This window comes from Allobosea sp. GW821-FHT12C12 (genome assembly GCF_058807355.1).
The window spans coordinates 68,595-82,849 of sequence record NZ_JBXAQP010000007.1 but is presented as its reverse complement, the minus strand read 5'-3'; the positions used below and the strand labels follow the sequence as shown (position 1 = coordinate 82,849).

At 67.8% G+C, this 14,255-nt stretch carries 13 protein-coding genes; 2 read left to right on the top strand and 11 right to left on the bottom strand.

What is annotated here, in order from left to right; all coding sequences use genetic code 11:
• Positions 1–91: 91 nt before the first annotated feature.
• The 6 genes from AC1RRW_RS11980 to AC1RRW_RS11955 form a co-directional block, all read right to left on the bottom strand.
• Entirely contained in the window at positions 92–511 is a 420-nt protein-coding gene (locus AC1RRW_RS11980; protein WP_492900991.1) for a GNAT family N-acetyltransferase, read from the bottom strand.
• On the bottom strand, positions 508–4,260 hold the full coding sequence (gene metH / locus AC1RRW_RS11975) for a methionine synthase (protein WP_492900990.1): 3,753 nt from the start codon (positions 4,258–4,260) through the stop codon (positions 508–510). The genes AC1RRW_RS11980 and metH overlap by 4 nt, the downstream gene beginning before the upstream one ends.
• A 2-nt stretch (positions 4,261–4,262) precedes the next feature.
• Positions 4,263–4,520 carry a hypothetical protein gene (locus AC1RRW_RS11970; protein WP_492900989.1) on the bottom strand — a complete coding sequence of 86 codons (258 nt, stop codon included), beginning with the start codon at positions 4,518–4,520 and terminating at the stop codon, positions 4,263–4,265.
• A 53-nt stretch (positions 4,521–4,573) separates the two neighbouring features.
• Positions 4,574–5,488 carry a methylenetetrahydrofolate reductase [NAD(P)H] gene (gene metF / locus AC1RRW_RS11965; RefSeq protein WP_492900988.1) on the bottom strand — a complete coding sequence of 305 codons (915 nt, stop codon included), beginning with the start codon at positions 5,486–5,488 and terminating at the stop codon, positions 4,574–4,576.
• Positions 5,488–6,498 (bottom strand): ArsR/SmtB family transcription factor, encoded by a 1,011-nt coding sequence (locus tag AC1RRW_RS11960; protein ID WP_492900987.1) that lies wholly within the window; start codon positions 6,496–6,498, stop codon positions 5,488–5,490. The genes metF and AC1RRW_RS11960 overlap by 1 nt, the downstream gene beginning before the upstream one ends.
• 101 nt (positions 6,499–6,599) lie before the next feature.
• Positions 6,600–8,027: an aminotransferase-like domain-containing protein gene (locus AC1RRW_RS11955; RefSeq protein ID WP_492900986.1), complete on the bottom strand. Its 1,428-nt coding sequence runs from the start codon at positions 8,025–8,027 to the stop codon at positions 6,600–6,602.
• 83 nt (positions 8,028–8,110) lie between these two features.
• On the opposite strand from AC1RRW_RS11955, the gene AC1RRW_RS11950 reads away from it, so the two are divergent.
• A complete protein-coding gene (locus AC1RRW_RS11950; protein WP_492900985.1) occupies positions 8,111–9,046 on the top strand; it encodes a DMT family transporter in 936 nt (311 codons plus the stop codon).
• Here AC1RRW_RS11950 and AC1RRW_RS11945 read toward each other — a convergent pair.
• The 3 genes from AC1RRW_RS11945 to AC1RRW_RS11935 form a co-directional block, all read right to left on the bottom strand.
• Entirely contained in the window at positions 8,988–9,599 is a 612-nt protein-coding gene (locus AC1RRW_RS11945) for an MOSC domain-containing protein (protein WP_492900983.1), read from the bottom strand. The two genes, AC1RRW_RS11950 and AC1RRW_RS11945, sit on opposite strands and share 59 nt — an antisense overlap.
• A gap of 42 nt (positions 9,600–9,641) precedes the next feature.
• Positions 9,642–9,845 (bottom strand): cold-shock protein, encoded by a 204-nt coding sequence (locus AC1RRW_RS11940; protein WP_068181288.1) that lies wholly within the window; start codon positions 9,843–9,845, stop codon positions 9,642–9,644.
• Positions 9,846–9,979: 134 nt separating this feature from the next.
• A complete protein-coding gene (locus tag AC1RRW_RS11935) occupies positions 9,980–12,208 on the bottom strand; it encodes a glycoside hydrolase family 3 N-terminal domain-containing protein (RefSeq protein WP_492900982.1) in 2,229 nt (742 codons plus the stop codon).
• A 171-nt stretch (positions 12,209–12,379) separates the two neighbouring features.
• Between AC1RRW_RS11935 and AC1RRW_RS11930 the strand changes: the two genes are divergently transcribed.
• Complete coding sequence (locus AC1RRW_RS11930) at positions 12,380–13,543, top strand: alpha-hydroxy acid oxidase (protein WP_492900981.1); 1,164 nt, start codon at positions 12,380–12,382, stop codon at positions 13,541–13,543.
• 3 nt (positions 13,544–13,546) lie between these two features.
• Here AC1RRW_RS11930 and AC1RRW_RS11925 read toward each other — a convergent pair whose 3' ends face one another.
• A complete protein-coding gene (locus AC1RRW_RS11925) occupies positions 13,547–13,915 on the bottom strand; it encodes a type II toxin-antitoxin system VapC family toxin (RefSeq protein WP_492900980.1) in 369 nt (122 codons plus the stop codon).
• 5 nt (positions 13,916–13,920) lie between these two features.
• On the bottom strand, positions 13,921–14,196 hold the full coding sequence (locus AC1RRW_RS11920) for a type II toxin-antitoxin system Phd/YefM family antitoxin (protein ID WP_492900979.1): 276 nt from the start codon (positions 14,194–14,196) through the stop codon (positions 13,921–13,923).
• Positions 14,197–14,255 lie beyond the last annotated feature (59 nt).

The window sequence follows — 14,255 nt, the reverse complement described above, 5'->3', positions numbered from 1 at the left end:
AGGCGCAACATGTTGCGGCGCGGCAGGCGCTTCAATGCCGGCGTGATTGCAAGCGCGCAGGAGCGGTTTGGCGTCCGGACAATGACTCGCCTCAGCCGAGGCGCTTGACGAAGACGATCCGTCCGTCCAGCTCCCGGCCCATGTCGCGCCAGCCATGGGCGCGGTAGAAGCGCTCGGCGCGCGTGCCCGCGCTCGTCGTCAGCCAGGCCTGAGCGTGGCCGGCGGCGACCAGACCGGCCAGCGCCGCATCCAGCAGCGCCCGACCGATGCCGCGCCCCTCATGGCCTGCATCCATGAACAGCGCCCAGATCAGCCCGGTCTGGTGGTTGGCGCAGATGAAGCCAGCGATATCGCCCTCGACCTCGGCGACGAGGAAGATCGCGTTGTCGCGATACCAGCCGACCTCCGCGTCCGTCACCTTCGACGGGTCGGAAAGCACGTTCTCGGTGACGGCCATCCGGATGGCATGGACGCGCGGCTGGTCGGCGCGCGTCGCCTCGCGGACGATCACTCCGCCGCTTCCAGCCGGTAGGCGCTCGGCTCGTAGTTCAGGATCGGCGCGAGCCAGCGCTCGACCTCGTGGATCGCCATGCCCTTGCGCGCCGCATAATCCTCGACCTGATCGCGCTCGACCTTGGCGACGCCGAAATAATAGGCGTCGGGATGCGCCAGATAGAGCCCCGAGACCGAGGAGCCCGGCCACATCGCGAAGCTCTCGGTCAGCCTGACGCCGACGCGGCGCTCGGCCTGCAGCAGCTCGAACAGGGTCGCCTTCTCGGTATGGTCGGGCTGGGCCGGATAGCCCGGCGCGGGCCGGATGCCGCGATACTCCTCGCGGATCAGGTCTTCGTTGGAATAGGCCTCGTCGGGCGCATAGGCCCAGAAGTCGCGGCGCACGAGCTGGTGCATGCGCTCGGCGAAGGCCTCGGCGATGCGGTCGGCCAGCGCCTTGACCATGATCGAGCGGTAGTCGTCGTTGTCGCGCGCGAACTTCTCCGAGATGCGCTCCTCCTCCGCGCCCGCCGTGACCACGAAGGCGCCGATATAGTCCGGCGCCGTGCCCTCCGGAGCGACGAAGTCGGAGATCGAGAGGTTCGGCTTGCCGTCGCGCTTGGAGAGCTGCTGGCGCAGGCCGTGGAAGGTCGCGAGCGTCTCCTGCCGGCTTTCGCCGGTATAGAGCCGGATGTCGTCGCCGACGGCGTTCGCCGGCCAGAAGCCGATCACCGCCTTGGGGTTGAACCAGCGCTCCTCGACGACGCGCTTGAGCATCGCCTGCGCGTCGTCCCAGAGCGCGCGCGCCGCCTCGCCCTGCTTTTCGTCCTCGAGGATCGCGGGGAAGCGGCCCTTCATCTCCCAGGTCTGGAAGAACGGCGTCCAGTCGATCACCGGCACGAGATCGGCGACGTCATAGGTCCGGAAGACACGCGTGCCGAGGAAGGTCGGCTTCGGCGGAACGTGGGACGACCAGTCCGGCCTGAACGCGTTGGCGCGGGCCTTGGCCAGCGGCAGGCGCTGCTTGTCGGCCTCCGAGCGGCGATGCGCGGCGGAGACCTTGGCGTATTCGGCCTTGACGCCCTCGACATAGGCAGGCTTCTGGTCCCGCGAGAGCAGGCTGGAGACGACGCCGACTGCGCGCGAGGCGTCGGTCACGTAGACCGTCTGGCCCTTCTCATAGGCCGGGTGGATCTTCACCGCCGTATGGACGCGGCTCGTCGTCGCGCCGCCGATCAGCAGCGGGATGTCGAAGCCCTCGCGCTCCATCTCCGACGCGACCGTCACCATCTCGTCGAGCGAGGGCGTGATCAGGCCAGACAGCCCGATGATGTCGACCTTCTCCTTGCGGGCCGTGTCGAGGATCTTCTGCGTCGGCACCATCACGCCGAGATCGATGACCTCGTAATTGTTGCACTGGAGCACGACGCCGACGATGTTCTTGCCGATGTCGTGGACGTCGCCCTTGACGGTGGCCATCAGCACCTTGCCGGCGGCCGAGCGTTCGCCGCCGCCGTTGAGGCGCTTCTCCTCCTCCATGAAGGGCATGAGATAGGCGACCGCCTGCTTCATCACGCGGGCCGACTTCACCACCTGGGGCAGGAACATCTTGCCGGCGCCGAACAGGTCTCCGACCACGTTCATGCCGGCCATCAGCGGTCCTTCGATGACGTGCAGCGGCTTCTCGGCCGCGACCCGCGCCTCCTCGACATCGCTGTCGATGAAGGCGGTGATGCCGTTGACCAGCGCGTATTCCAGCCGCTTCTCGACCGGATTCTCGCGCCAGGCCATGTCCTTGCCGGAGAAGGAGACCGAGCCGTCGCCCTTGAAGCGCGGCGCTGCGTCGAGCAGCCGCTCGGTCGCGTCCTTGCGCCGGTTGAGGACGACGTCCTCGCAGAGCTCGCGCAGCTCCGGGTCGAGATCGTCATAGGAGCCGAGCTGGCCCGCATTGACGATGCCCATGTCCATGCCGGCCTTGATGCAATGGTAGAGAAACACCGAATGCATCGCCTCGCGGACCTTTTCGTTTCCGCGGAAGGAGAAGGACAGGTTCGAGACGCCGCCCGAGATATGGGCGTGGGGCAGCGTCTCGCGGATCGCCCTGGTCGCCTTGATGAAGTCGTTTCCGTAATTGTCGTGCTCCTCGATGCCCGTCGCCACCGCGAAGATGTTCGGGTCGAAGATGATGTCCTCCGGCGGGAAGCCGGCCTGCTCGGTCAGGAGCTTGTAGGCCCGCGTGCAGATCTCGATCTTGCGCTGGAAGGTGTCGGCCTGGCCGACCTCGTCGAAGGCCATGACGACGACCGCCGCGCCGTAGTTGCGACAGATGCGGGCATGTTCGAGGAAGGCTTCCTCGCCCTCCTTCATCGAGATCGAGTTGACGATCGGCTTGCCCTGGATCGTCTTGAGGCCGGCCTCGATGACGTTGAACTTCGAGGAATCGACCATGATCGGAACGCGGCTGATATCCGGCTCCGAGGCGATCAGGTTGCAGAACTCGGTCATCGCGGCCTGCGAATCCAGCAGACCCTCGTCCATGTTGATGTCGATGACCTGCGCGCCGTTGGCGACCTGGTCGCGCGCGACGTCGAGCGCGGCGGCGTAGTCGCCCTCCTTGACCAGCTTCCTGAACCTGGCCGAGCCGGTGACGTTGGTGCGCTCGCCGACATTGACGAAGGGAATCGTCTCGTCGAGCGTGAACGGCTCCAGCCCGGCGAGGCGCAGATAGCGCTTGATCTCCGGCGCCTGGCGCGGCGCCTTGCCGGCGACGGCCTGCGCGATCGCGCGGATATGGTCGGGCGTCGTGCCGCAGCAGCCGCCGACGACGTTGACGAGCCCCGCATCGGCGAATTCGGCCAGCATGCCGGCGGTCGCATCGGGGCTCTCGTCATAGAGGCCGAACTCGTTCGGCAGGCCGGCATTGGGATAGGCGCAGATCAGCGTGTCGGCGACGCGCGACAGATCCTTGATATGGGCGCGCATCTCGCGCGCGCCGAGCGCGCAGTTGAGCCCGACCGTCAGCGGCGCGGCATGGCGGATCGCGTTCCAGAACGCCTCGGTGGTCTGGCCCGACAGCGTGCGGCCGGAGAGGTCCGTGATCGTGCCGGAGATCATCACCGGCAGGCGGATGCCCTTTTCGCGATAGACCTCCTCGATCGCGACGATCGCCGCCTTGGCGTTGAGCGTGTCGAAGATCGTCTCGATCAGGATCAGCTCGGAGCCGCCGTCGATCAGGCCGCGCACCTGCTCGGCATAGGATTCGCGCACCTGATCGAAGGTGACCGCGCGAAAACCCGGATTGTTGACGTCGGGCGAGATCGAGAGCGTGCGGTTGGTCGGGCCGACCGCGCCGGCGACGAAGCGTCGGCGGCCGTCGGCTTTCCGAGCGATCGCGGCCGCTTCGCGCGCGAGCTTCGCCGCCGCGACGTTCAGCTCATGGACCAGCCCCTCCATGCCGTAATCGGCCTGGGCGATCGAGGTGCCGGAGAAGGTGTTGGTCTCGACGATGTCGGCGCCGGCGGTGAAATAGGCGAGATGGATGTCGCGCAGCGCCGCGGGCTGGGTCAGGGCGATCAGGTCGTTGTTGCCCTTGAGGTCATGGTTCCAGCCCTTGAAGCGCTCGCCCCGGAAATCAGCCTCCGACAGCCTGAGGTCCTGGATCTGCGTGCCCATCGCGCCGTCGAGCACGAGGATGCGCTCGGAGGCGGACTGCCGCAGCGCGCGCTCGATCTCGGCGCCGTCGACGGGGGTGGGAATGAAGTCGGACATCGTCACGCTTTCGCAGGGTCTAGAAAGATTCGGTGCTTGCCTTCGAGCGCGGCCAATCGCTTCTCGAAAGACTCCATTCGTTCTTCAACCTCGGCAGCCGCATGGCGACCAAGGACGGATTCGCCGAAAGCGGCCTGCCGGACGCTTCCTAGTCGCTTCCTCGACTCAGCCATGTCCGACCGCATCTCTTCACGAAAGGCGGCGCCCTCTGCACGCATCTCGCGCAGCATCGGAAGAATGAGACCGCTCGACTCTTCCATCTGGTCGCCCTCCAACAAACACCCTCTATCGTATGGGTATTCGTTCGATGCCCTTACTCCGCCGCCGCGGCCTGCGCCACCGCCGCCCGCTCGGGCTTCAGCCCGACCAGATGGCAGATCGCGTAGACCAGGTCGGCCTTGTTCATCGTATAGAAATGCAGGTCGGTCGCGCCGCGGTCGATCAGGTCCAGCGCCTGTTCGGCGCAGACGGCGGCCGCCACCAGCCGGCGGGTCGCGGCGTCCTCCTCCAGCCCCTCGAAGCGGTCGGCAAGCCATTGCGGCACGCTCGCGCCGGTCTTGCGGGCGAAGCTCGCCGTCTGCCTGAAGTTCTGCACCGGGACGATCCCGGGCAGGACCGGGATGTCGATGCCGGCCGCGCGCACCTTGTCGAGATAGCGGAAATAGACGTCGTTATCGAAGAAGAACTGGGTGATCGCGCGCGTCGCACCCGCATCGACCTTTTTCTTCAGCGCGTCGATATCGGCGTCGAGCGAGGCGGCCTCCGGGTGCTTCTCGGGATAGGCCGAGACCGTGACCTCGAAATCGCCGACGCGGCGGATTCCGGCGACGAGATCGGAGGTCTGGTGATAGCCTTCGGGGTGCGGCTCGTAGACCGTGCCGAGCCCGCCGGCCGGGTCGCCGCGCAGCGCCACGATATGGCGCACGCCCGCATCCCAATAGGCGCGGATCACCTCGTCGACCTCGTCGGTCGTGGCGGAGACGCAGGTCAGATGCGCGGCGGGCTTCAGGCCCGTCTCCTCGACCATGCGCTTGACTGTCGCATGCGTGCGCTCGCGGGTCGATCCGCCGGCGCCATAGGTCACCGAGACGAAGGCGGGGCCGAGCGGTTCCAGCCGGCGCACGCTCTCCCAGAGCGCGGTTTCCATCTCCGGCGTCTTCGGCGGGAAGAACTCGAACGAGACTTTCGGGCGGCGCGAGCCGTGCCGGCTGGGGCGAAACGCGTTCATCAGGCCACCTCGAAACTGTCTTGTCGCAACGGAAGATCGCCCTGCACGCGGGCGTCGCGGCCGCGCCAGAGCATCACGGTCAACTCGCTCGCCTGCCCGCCTGTCGCCTTGACCTCTTCGGCGAGATCGCAGGACAAGCCGGCTTCCGCGAACCAGCCGGCGATCTGCGACCGCGAAAAACCGAGCCGGCGATGGGCGTTCTCGGTGCGCAGGAATTCCATCTCATGCGGGGCGAAATCGACGACGATGAGCTTGCCGCCGGGGCCGAGCATGGCGGCGGCCTCGCGCACGGCGCGGCCGGGATCGTCGAGGAAATGCAGCACCTGATGGATGATGACGCAGTCGAAGCAGCCGCGCGCGAAGGGCAGCGCGTGGATGTCGCCCTGACGCAGCTCGACGCGCGAGAGCCCGGCCTTCTCCAGATTGGCGCGCGCCACCGCCAGCATGGCGTGATTGGCGTCGACGCCGACGGCGCGGCCGAATTTCGGCGCGATCCGCTCCAGCATGCGCCCCGTGCCGGTGCCGAGATCGAGCGCCGCGCCGCGCGTGCCCTCGCCGACGGCGGCCAGCACCGCGGCCTCGACCGCCTCGTCCGGCACATGAAGCGAGCGCAAGCGATCCCAGTCGCGCGCGACATTGGCGAAATAGGTCTGCGCCGCCTCGGCGCGCGAGCCGCGCACGGCAGCCAGCCGCTCGCGATCGGCGGCGAGAACCGGATCGGCGGGGTTGAGCCAGGCCGCGAGCGAGGCGGCAAAAGCCCCGCCCGTGCCGGTTTCGTCGAGCCGGTAAAAGGCCCAGGCGCCCTCGCGCGAGCGCCGCACCAGGCCCGCCTCCGCGAGCAGCTTGAGATGGCGCGAGATGCGCGGCTGCGACTGGCCTAGAATATCGGTCAGGTCGGAAACCGAGAGCTCGCCTTCCGAGAGCAGCGCCAGGATGCGCAGGCGCGTCTCTTCGCCCGCGGCGCGCAGGCCGGCGAGCAGAAAATCTGAAGAGAGCGTGGTGTGACGCAAGCGCTCATACTCCCGCACGACTCGAAAAAAGATATAAAGATATCTTTATGTCAATTTCCAGGCACTCGCAAGCGCAATCTGCTTCCGGCTCGCCTACCGGGTCAACCGCGCCGCAGCGCCCGCTGCAACACGCTGAACAGGCGCGGATCGCCGGATTGCGCGACGTTGAAGCGCATGAAGCCGTTCGCTCCTTGGGAGAGGCTGTAGACATTCCCCGGAGCCAGCACGATGTCCTCGGCCAGAAGCTGCCGGGCGATCGTCGCCGCATCGACCCCTTGCGGCAGCGCGCACCACAGGAACATGCCGCCGCGAGGCTCAATCCAGGGCACGACGCCGATCGCCCGAAGCCGCGCCGAGGTCTCGCTCCGGGCCCGCGCCAGCCGCGTGCGTAAGCCGTCCATATACTTGCGGTAGCCGCCATCCCTGAGGATGGCCAGCACCAGTTCGGCGGCGAGCCGGCCGGCGCCGAAGGAGGCCGCGATCTTGAGGTCGATCAGCGCCTCGATCCAGTCGCGTCTGGCCGCGATGTAGCCGCAGCGCGCCGAGGCCGAGAGCGATTTGGAGAAGCTGCCGATCTGGACGACCCGGTCGAGCCCGTCGAAGGCCGCCAGCCGGGCCGCCGGCTCCGGCTCGAAATCGGCGAAGATGTCGTCCTCGACGATCGTCAGCCCGAACGCCTCGGCGAGCTTGAGCACGCGATGCGCCGTGACCGGCGACAGCGTCGCGCCGGTCGGATTGTGGAGCGCGGAATTGGTGAGGTAGAGGCGCGGACGCTCGGCCTCAAGCACCTGCTCGAAAGCCGCGATGTCCGGGCCGGTCGGCGTATAGGGCACGCCGACGACGCGGACGCGGTGCGCCTTCAGCAGCGCGTGGAAATTGAAGTAGCAGGGATCGTCGACGAGAACCGTGTCGCCCGGTTCGACCAGGAAGCGACAGACGAGGTCGAGCGCCTGCGTGCCGGATTCGGTCAGCAGGATCTGGTCCGGCGCGGCCTCGACGCCGTTGAGCGCCATGCGGCGGACGAGGAGTTGCCGCAAGGGGCCGAGCCCCAGTGGCGTGCCGTAGTCCCCAAGCGTCTCCGCCGGCGCGCGCGACAGGTTCCGCAGCGCCCGGCGCAGATTGTCCTCCGGCAGCCAGTCGGCCGGCAGCCAGCCGCAGCCCGGCTTGAGCACGGCCTCGCCCGCCTCCAGCGACTGCCGCGAGACCCAGAACGGATCGACCGCCCGCTCCAGCCTCGGGCCGATCTCGGCGAGCGCGAAGGGCGGCGCATGGCCGGCGACATAAAAACCCGAGCCGCGCCGCGCCTGGATCACGCCCTCGGCGGCGAGCCGGTCATAGGCTTCGACCACCGTCGATTTCGAGACGCGCATCGTCGCGGCGAAGCCCCGGATCGAAGGCAGCCTCGCCCCCGGCGCCAGCATGCGGCCGGCGATGCGCTGCCGGACGGTCGTCATGACGCGACCGACCAGCGTACCGCCGTCCGCTTCGGATCTGTCCCGATCCGGCAATTGTATCGATGTCATGACCATGACAGTTTGGTCCAACTGTATTGTGCTGTCTCTGGATAAGCCAGCCTGCCCGGCCGATCCAGCGGGAAAGCGGAGCAGCGACCATGACGAAGACGACCAGCGGCCTGATCAACGGGCTGATCGGGGTGCTGATCTTCAGCGGCTCGCTGCCGGCGACGCGGCTTGCGGTGGCGGAGTTCGACCCGGTCTTCCTGACGGCGGCGCGCGCCGCGATCGCGGGCGCCGCGGGTCTGGCGCTGCTGCTCGCCTTCCGCCAGCCCCGCCCCCTGCGCGCCGACATCGCGCCGCTCATCGTCGTCGGGCTCTGCGTCGTCGTCGGCTTTCCGCTGCTGACGGCGCTGGCGCTGCGATACGTCACCTCCGCCCATTCCATCGTTTTCGTCGGGCTCCTGCCGCTGGCGACGGCGATCTTCGGCGTATTGCGCGGCGGCGAACTGCCGAGACCCGCCTTCTGGCTGTTCTCCTGCCTCGGCAGCGCACTGGTCGTCGGCTATGCGCTGACCCAGGGCTTCGCCGCCTCGCCGATCGGCGACCTGCTGATGCTGGCCGCGATCGTGAGCTGCGGGCTGGGCTATGCCGAAGGCGCCAGGCTCTCGCGCCGGCTCGGCGGCTGGCAGGTGATCTCCTGGGCGCTCGTCCTCAGCCTGCCGGTGATGCTGGCGCTCACGCTCTGGACCGCGCCTGCGAGCTTCGGCGCCGTGAGCCGCACGGCCTGGCTCAGCCTCGCCTATGTCGCGATGTTCAGCATGCTGATCGGCTTCGTCTTCTGGTACCGCGGCCTGGCGCAGGGCGGCACCGCCTCGGTCGGCCAATTGCAATTGCTCCAGCCCTTCTTCGGGCTGACGCTGGCGGCGCTGCTGCTCGGTGAGACCGTGAGCGCGGCGATGCTCGCCGTCTGCGCCGCCGTCGCGGCGTGCGTCGCCGCGGCGCGACGCTTCGCCATACGCGCAGAACCTATGCTCAGCCTTCGACCTTCGGCACCGCCGGCGGCATCACGATCACCGCATCGCCCGGCGTGACCGAGCCGGCGAGATCGACGCTGAGCACCAGCCCGCGCAGGGCGGCGGCGGCCTTGACGAAGGCGAATTCGAGCTCCGGCCGGCCGGCCTGCGCGGCGATGGCCCGTCCAGCCAGCCGGCACGGAAAGTTATAGGCCTCGACCCGCAGCACCGCGCCGCCGTCGAAATGCCCGACGCCGCCCCAGGCGCCGCCGATCGCGAGCCGGCTGCCCGGCGCGATCCGCGAAAAGCCGTCGAGCCCCGAAACCAGAAGATTGCCGCCGATCCGTTCGGGAGGCAGTTCGCCGAGGTCGAGACGGCCCGCGACCTCGGCCAGTTCTTCCGCGCTGAGCGCCGAAAGCTGGCGCTCGTTGCGCAGCACCGTGCCGCGCGGCAGCCATGGCTCGCGCGCGCCGGATTGCCGCGTCGCGCCGCCATGCGGATCCCCGGGAATGCCGGAGAGATCGAGCGTCAGCTTCCCGCAGGCGCGCGTCGCGAAATGATGCGGCCCGGTCGCATCGGGCGGAATTTCATAGACGCCGGCGACGACGCCGCGCGCAAGACCAGTCCTCATCGCCGCGATGCGATCCTTGTCGGAAAATGATGCCTGGTCGGCTCAGAGCAACTGCAGCGAGCCTGCCGCCGTCTTGCCCCGTTCGGTCTTGAGCTCGAACGAGACCTTCTGTCCTTCCGTCAGCGTCATGAAGCCGGCTTCCTTGACGGCCGTGATGTGCACGAACACATCCTTGCCGCCGTCCGCAGGCTGTATGAAGCCAAAGCCCTTCTCGGTGTTGAACCATTTCACGGTTCCGGTCGCCATCGCCGCATCCTCTGGAGCCATCGCGTCTCGCGGTGCTTCGGATGCAAGCGTCCGAAGGCCCGCGCCCGGAAAGGATTGACCGAAATCGCATTCGTGTCGAGAGCAATTGGCAGGCATGCGCGAGGCGCATGGGATCAAGACTTGGTCAACAGCACCTGCGTTTTCAGATCGGCCCTGGACGAGCCTCCGAGCCAGATCTCGACAAGGCCGGGCTCGACGAGATAGCGCCCCTGATCGTCATGGACGCCGAGCCGGTTCGCGTCGAGCCTGAATCGCAGCGTCTTGGTCTCGCCGGCGCGTAGCAGGACCTTTTCGAACGCCTTCAGTTCGCGCACCGGCCGCGAGCGGCTGGCGACAGGCTGGCGGATATAGAGCTGCGCCACCTCCTGCCCGTCGCGCGGCCCGGCATTGGTCACGTCGACCATCACCTCGACCGTGCCGTTGACGCCGACGGAAGGCTTGGCGACGCGGGCATCGGCATAGCTGAAGCGGCTGTAGGACAGCCCGAATCCGAACGGGTAGAGCGCCTCGTTGGCCTCGTCCATGAAGATGGATTCGTAACGCTGGCGGATGACTTGCGGCCGCCCGGTCGGGAGCTGGTTGTAGTAGACGGGAATCTGCCCGACCGAGCGCGGGAAGCTCACCGGCGTGCGGCCGGACGGGTTGACCTTGCCCGTCAGCACGTCGGCGATGGCGGTGCGACCTTCCGTGCCGCCATGAAAGGTCTGGACGATCGCCGCGACCTTCTCGTTGGCCCAGCTCAGAACCAGCGGCCGCCCCGTCGCCAGCACCAGCACGACCGGTTTGCCGGTGGCGACGAGCGCCTCGAGCAGTTCCTGCTGCACGCCCGGCAGGCCGAGCTGCGTGCGCGAGGCGCCCTCGCCCATGAACTCGCAATCCTCGCCGAGCATGGCGACGATCAGGTCGCTTCCGGCGGCCGCCTCGATCGCCGCCGCCTTGTCGGCGAACTCGGTGCCGCAGGCTTTTGTGAAGGCCGGCTGGTAGCGGACCTCGGCCCCGGCCGGCAGCCGCTCGCGCAGCGCGTCCGGCAGCGGCTGGACGACGCGGCGGCCGAGGCCGGCAGGGTCGGTCCAGACCCGCTCGTCCTCCGGCACGGCCATCGCCCCGATCACCGCGACCGAGCGCACGCCGTCGCGGATCGGCAGGATGTCGCCGGCGTTCTTCAGCAGGATGACGCTCTCCTGCGCCGCCTTCAGCGCGACGTCGCGCGCGGCTTGCGTCTGCATCATCGCGGGCGCGGCCGCGACGTCGACATCGGCGCGCTCGAACAGGCCGAGATGGAACTTGACCCGCAGCACGCGCCGCACCGCCTCGTTCAGCGTAGCCATGGGCACGCGGCCGGCCGTGACCTCGCCAGCGAGATGCTTTGCGTAGGCCTCGGACATCATGTCCATGTCGATGCCGGCGAGCAGCGCCTTGCGCGCCGCCTCGGCGTCGTCCCTGGCGATGCCGTGCAGCCGCAATTCGGTGATCGAGCCGAAATCCGAGACGACGAAGCCCTTGAACTTCCACCTGTCGCGCAGAAGCCCGGTCAGCATGCCGCGATTGGCCGTGGCCGGCATGCCGTTCAGCGCGTTGAAGGCCGCCATCGCCGTCATCGAACCGGCCTCGAAAGCGGCCCTGAACGGCGGCAGGTGGAGGTCGTGCAGCTGGCTCGTCGGGATCCAGGTCGAATTGTAGTCGCGCCCGGCTTCCGACGCGCCATAACCGACGAAGTGCTTGACCGTCGCGGCGACCCCGCCGCGCTGGTAGCCGCGCGTCCGCGCCGCCGCCACGACGGAGGCGTAATAGGGGTCCTCGCCCGCGCCTTCCAGCCCCCGGCCCCAGCGCGGATCGCGCGACATGTCGACCATCGGCGCGAAGGTCCAGTTGACGCCGGCGGCGGCCGCCTCGCGGCCGGTCCAGTAGGCCGCCGCCTCGATCAGCGCCGGGTTGAAGGTCGAGGCCTGGCCGAGCGGCAGCGGGAAATAGGTCGAGAAGCCGTGGACGGCGTCGAGCCCGATGAGCAGCGGGATCCTGAGCCGCGAGGCCCTGACCGCCTCCTGCACCTCCTTGATCTCGCGCGGCACGACGAAGTTCATCACCCCGCCGATCAGCCCGTCGCGGATGCGCTGAATGTCGAAGCCGTCGCCGCGCCCGGTCAGCACGAGCTGCCCGACCTTCTCCGGCAGGGTCATGCGCGCGATCAGCGCGTCGATGCGCCGCTCGATCGCGGCCGCATCGCGCCCGGTCTTCCAGCCGACGCCTTGCGCCGCGGGAGCCTGCACGGACAATGCCTGGGCATTGGCTTGCGGCGCAAGACAGCACAAGGCGAGCAGGACAACAGCCAGCCGCAGGATCATCAACAGTCTCTCTGAAATCGAAACAGGATGCAGCCGCCCTACAGGATCGCCCGGCATGGCTCAACCGTCGCATCGTCGCGCCGGGCCGCCGCCGGCGGGCTCGATCCGGGTTGCCCGCTGCGACATTCCATGCGACCTCGGCTGCAAAGCCAAGCGTGGAGGCGACGAACCATGGCCCAGCCCCTGACCATCGAAGACTTGCGCGTGATGGCCAAGCGCCGCGTGCCGCGCATGTTCTACGACTATGCCGATTCAGGCGCCTGGACCGAGAGCACCTACCGCGCCAACGAGACCGATTTCGCCAGGATCAAGCTGCGCCAGCGCGTCGCCGTCGACATGACCGACCGCACGCTGGAATCGATCATGGTCGGCGAGAAGGTCTCCATGCCCGTCGCGATCGCGCCGACCGGCATGACGGGCATGCAGCACGCCGACGGCGAGATCCTGGCGGCGCGGGCCGCGCACAAGGCCGGCGTGCCGTTCACGCTCTCGACCATGAGCATCTGCTCGCTGGAGGACATCGCCAACCACGTCGGCCAGCCCTTCTGGTTCCAGCTCTATGTGATGAAGGACCGCGACTTCATCGCCAGGCTGATCCAGCGCGCCAGGAAGGCCGGCGTCACCGCGCTGGTGCTGACGCTCGATCTCCAGATCCTCGGCCAGCGCCACAAGGACCTTCGCAACGGCCTCTCCGCGCCGCCGAAGCCGACGCTCGCCAACCTGATCAACCTAGCGACCAAGCCGCGCTGGTGCCTCGGCATGCTCGACACGCCGCGACGCTCCTTCGGCAACATCGTCGGCCATGTCAGCGGCGTCGCCGACATGTCCTCGCTCTCGACCTGGACCTCGACGCAGTTCGACCCGAAGCTGAACTGGGACGACATCCAGTGGATCAAGGATCAGTGGGGCGGCAAGCTGATCCTGAAGGGCATCCTCGACCCCGAGGACGCCGAGATGGCGCTGAGGACCGGTGCCGACGCGCTGATCGTCTCCAACCATGGCGGCCGCCAGCTCGACGGCGCGCTGTCCTCGATCGAGGCGCTGCCGGCGATCGTCGACGCCGTCGGCGGGCGCATGGAGATCCTGTTCGACGGCGGCATCCGTTCCGGCCAGGACGTGATCAAGGCCCTGGCGCTCGGCGCGCGGGGCACCTTCATCGGCCGCGCCTTCCTCTACGGGCTGGGCGCGATGGGCGAGGCGGGCGTGACCGCCTGCCTCGACATCATCCGCAAGGAGCTAGACATCACCATGGCGCTGTGCGGGCTGCGGGACGTGAAGGATGTCGACGGGCGCATCCTGGCGGATGGGAACAGGCAGCGGCGGGCAGGTCGATAGAGTTCACGCTTTCAGCGTTGCGACGCCGTATTCGAGCAGTCTTGTATCGCGCGTGATCAAGGTAAGGTCGCGGGTCAGAGCTTGCGCGACCATCATCCGGTCGAAGGGGTCGCGATGGATCGGCGGTAGATGCGCGGCCCGTAGTGCATCGGCAAGTTCCATCGGAAGAAAAATCAAACCGGCTTCCTCGACCCGTTTCCAGTCGTCGATCGGCAGTTTGAGCTTCCCGATGGACCGCTTGATCTCGAGTTCCCACACGGTCGCGATGCTGACGAAGACGGCCTCCGCCTCTGCAATGGCGTCGCGCAGTGGGCTCCGCAACTTGGAACTGTCCATTCCCAGCCACCACAAGGCGACATGGCTATCGAGCATATATCTCATCGTTTAGGCGCATCGCCCGGCTGGTCGGCGTAGACCTCGAAATGGTCGGTCAGATCGTTCTCCGGCTTCCACCAATCTGGATCGATTTCCTCGATCAGACCGGCCCAAAGTCCCGGCTGGCGCTTTGGCTTGGCCGCATGCATAGTCGCAACCTGCACCAGCTTGACAGCGGCGACGCCGTTGCGCGCAATCACGACCTCCTCGCCGCGCAACGCCTGTTGAATCAAGCGCGAAAGCTGCGTCTTGGCCTCGTGAACATTGACGACGGTCATCCCGGAACCTCCGTGTTAGCCAAGCTAGCTAACACGGATTGCTTCCATTGAACATGTCG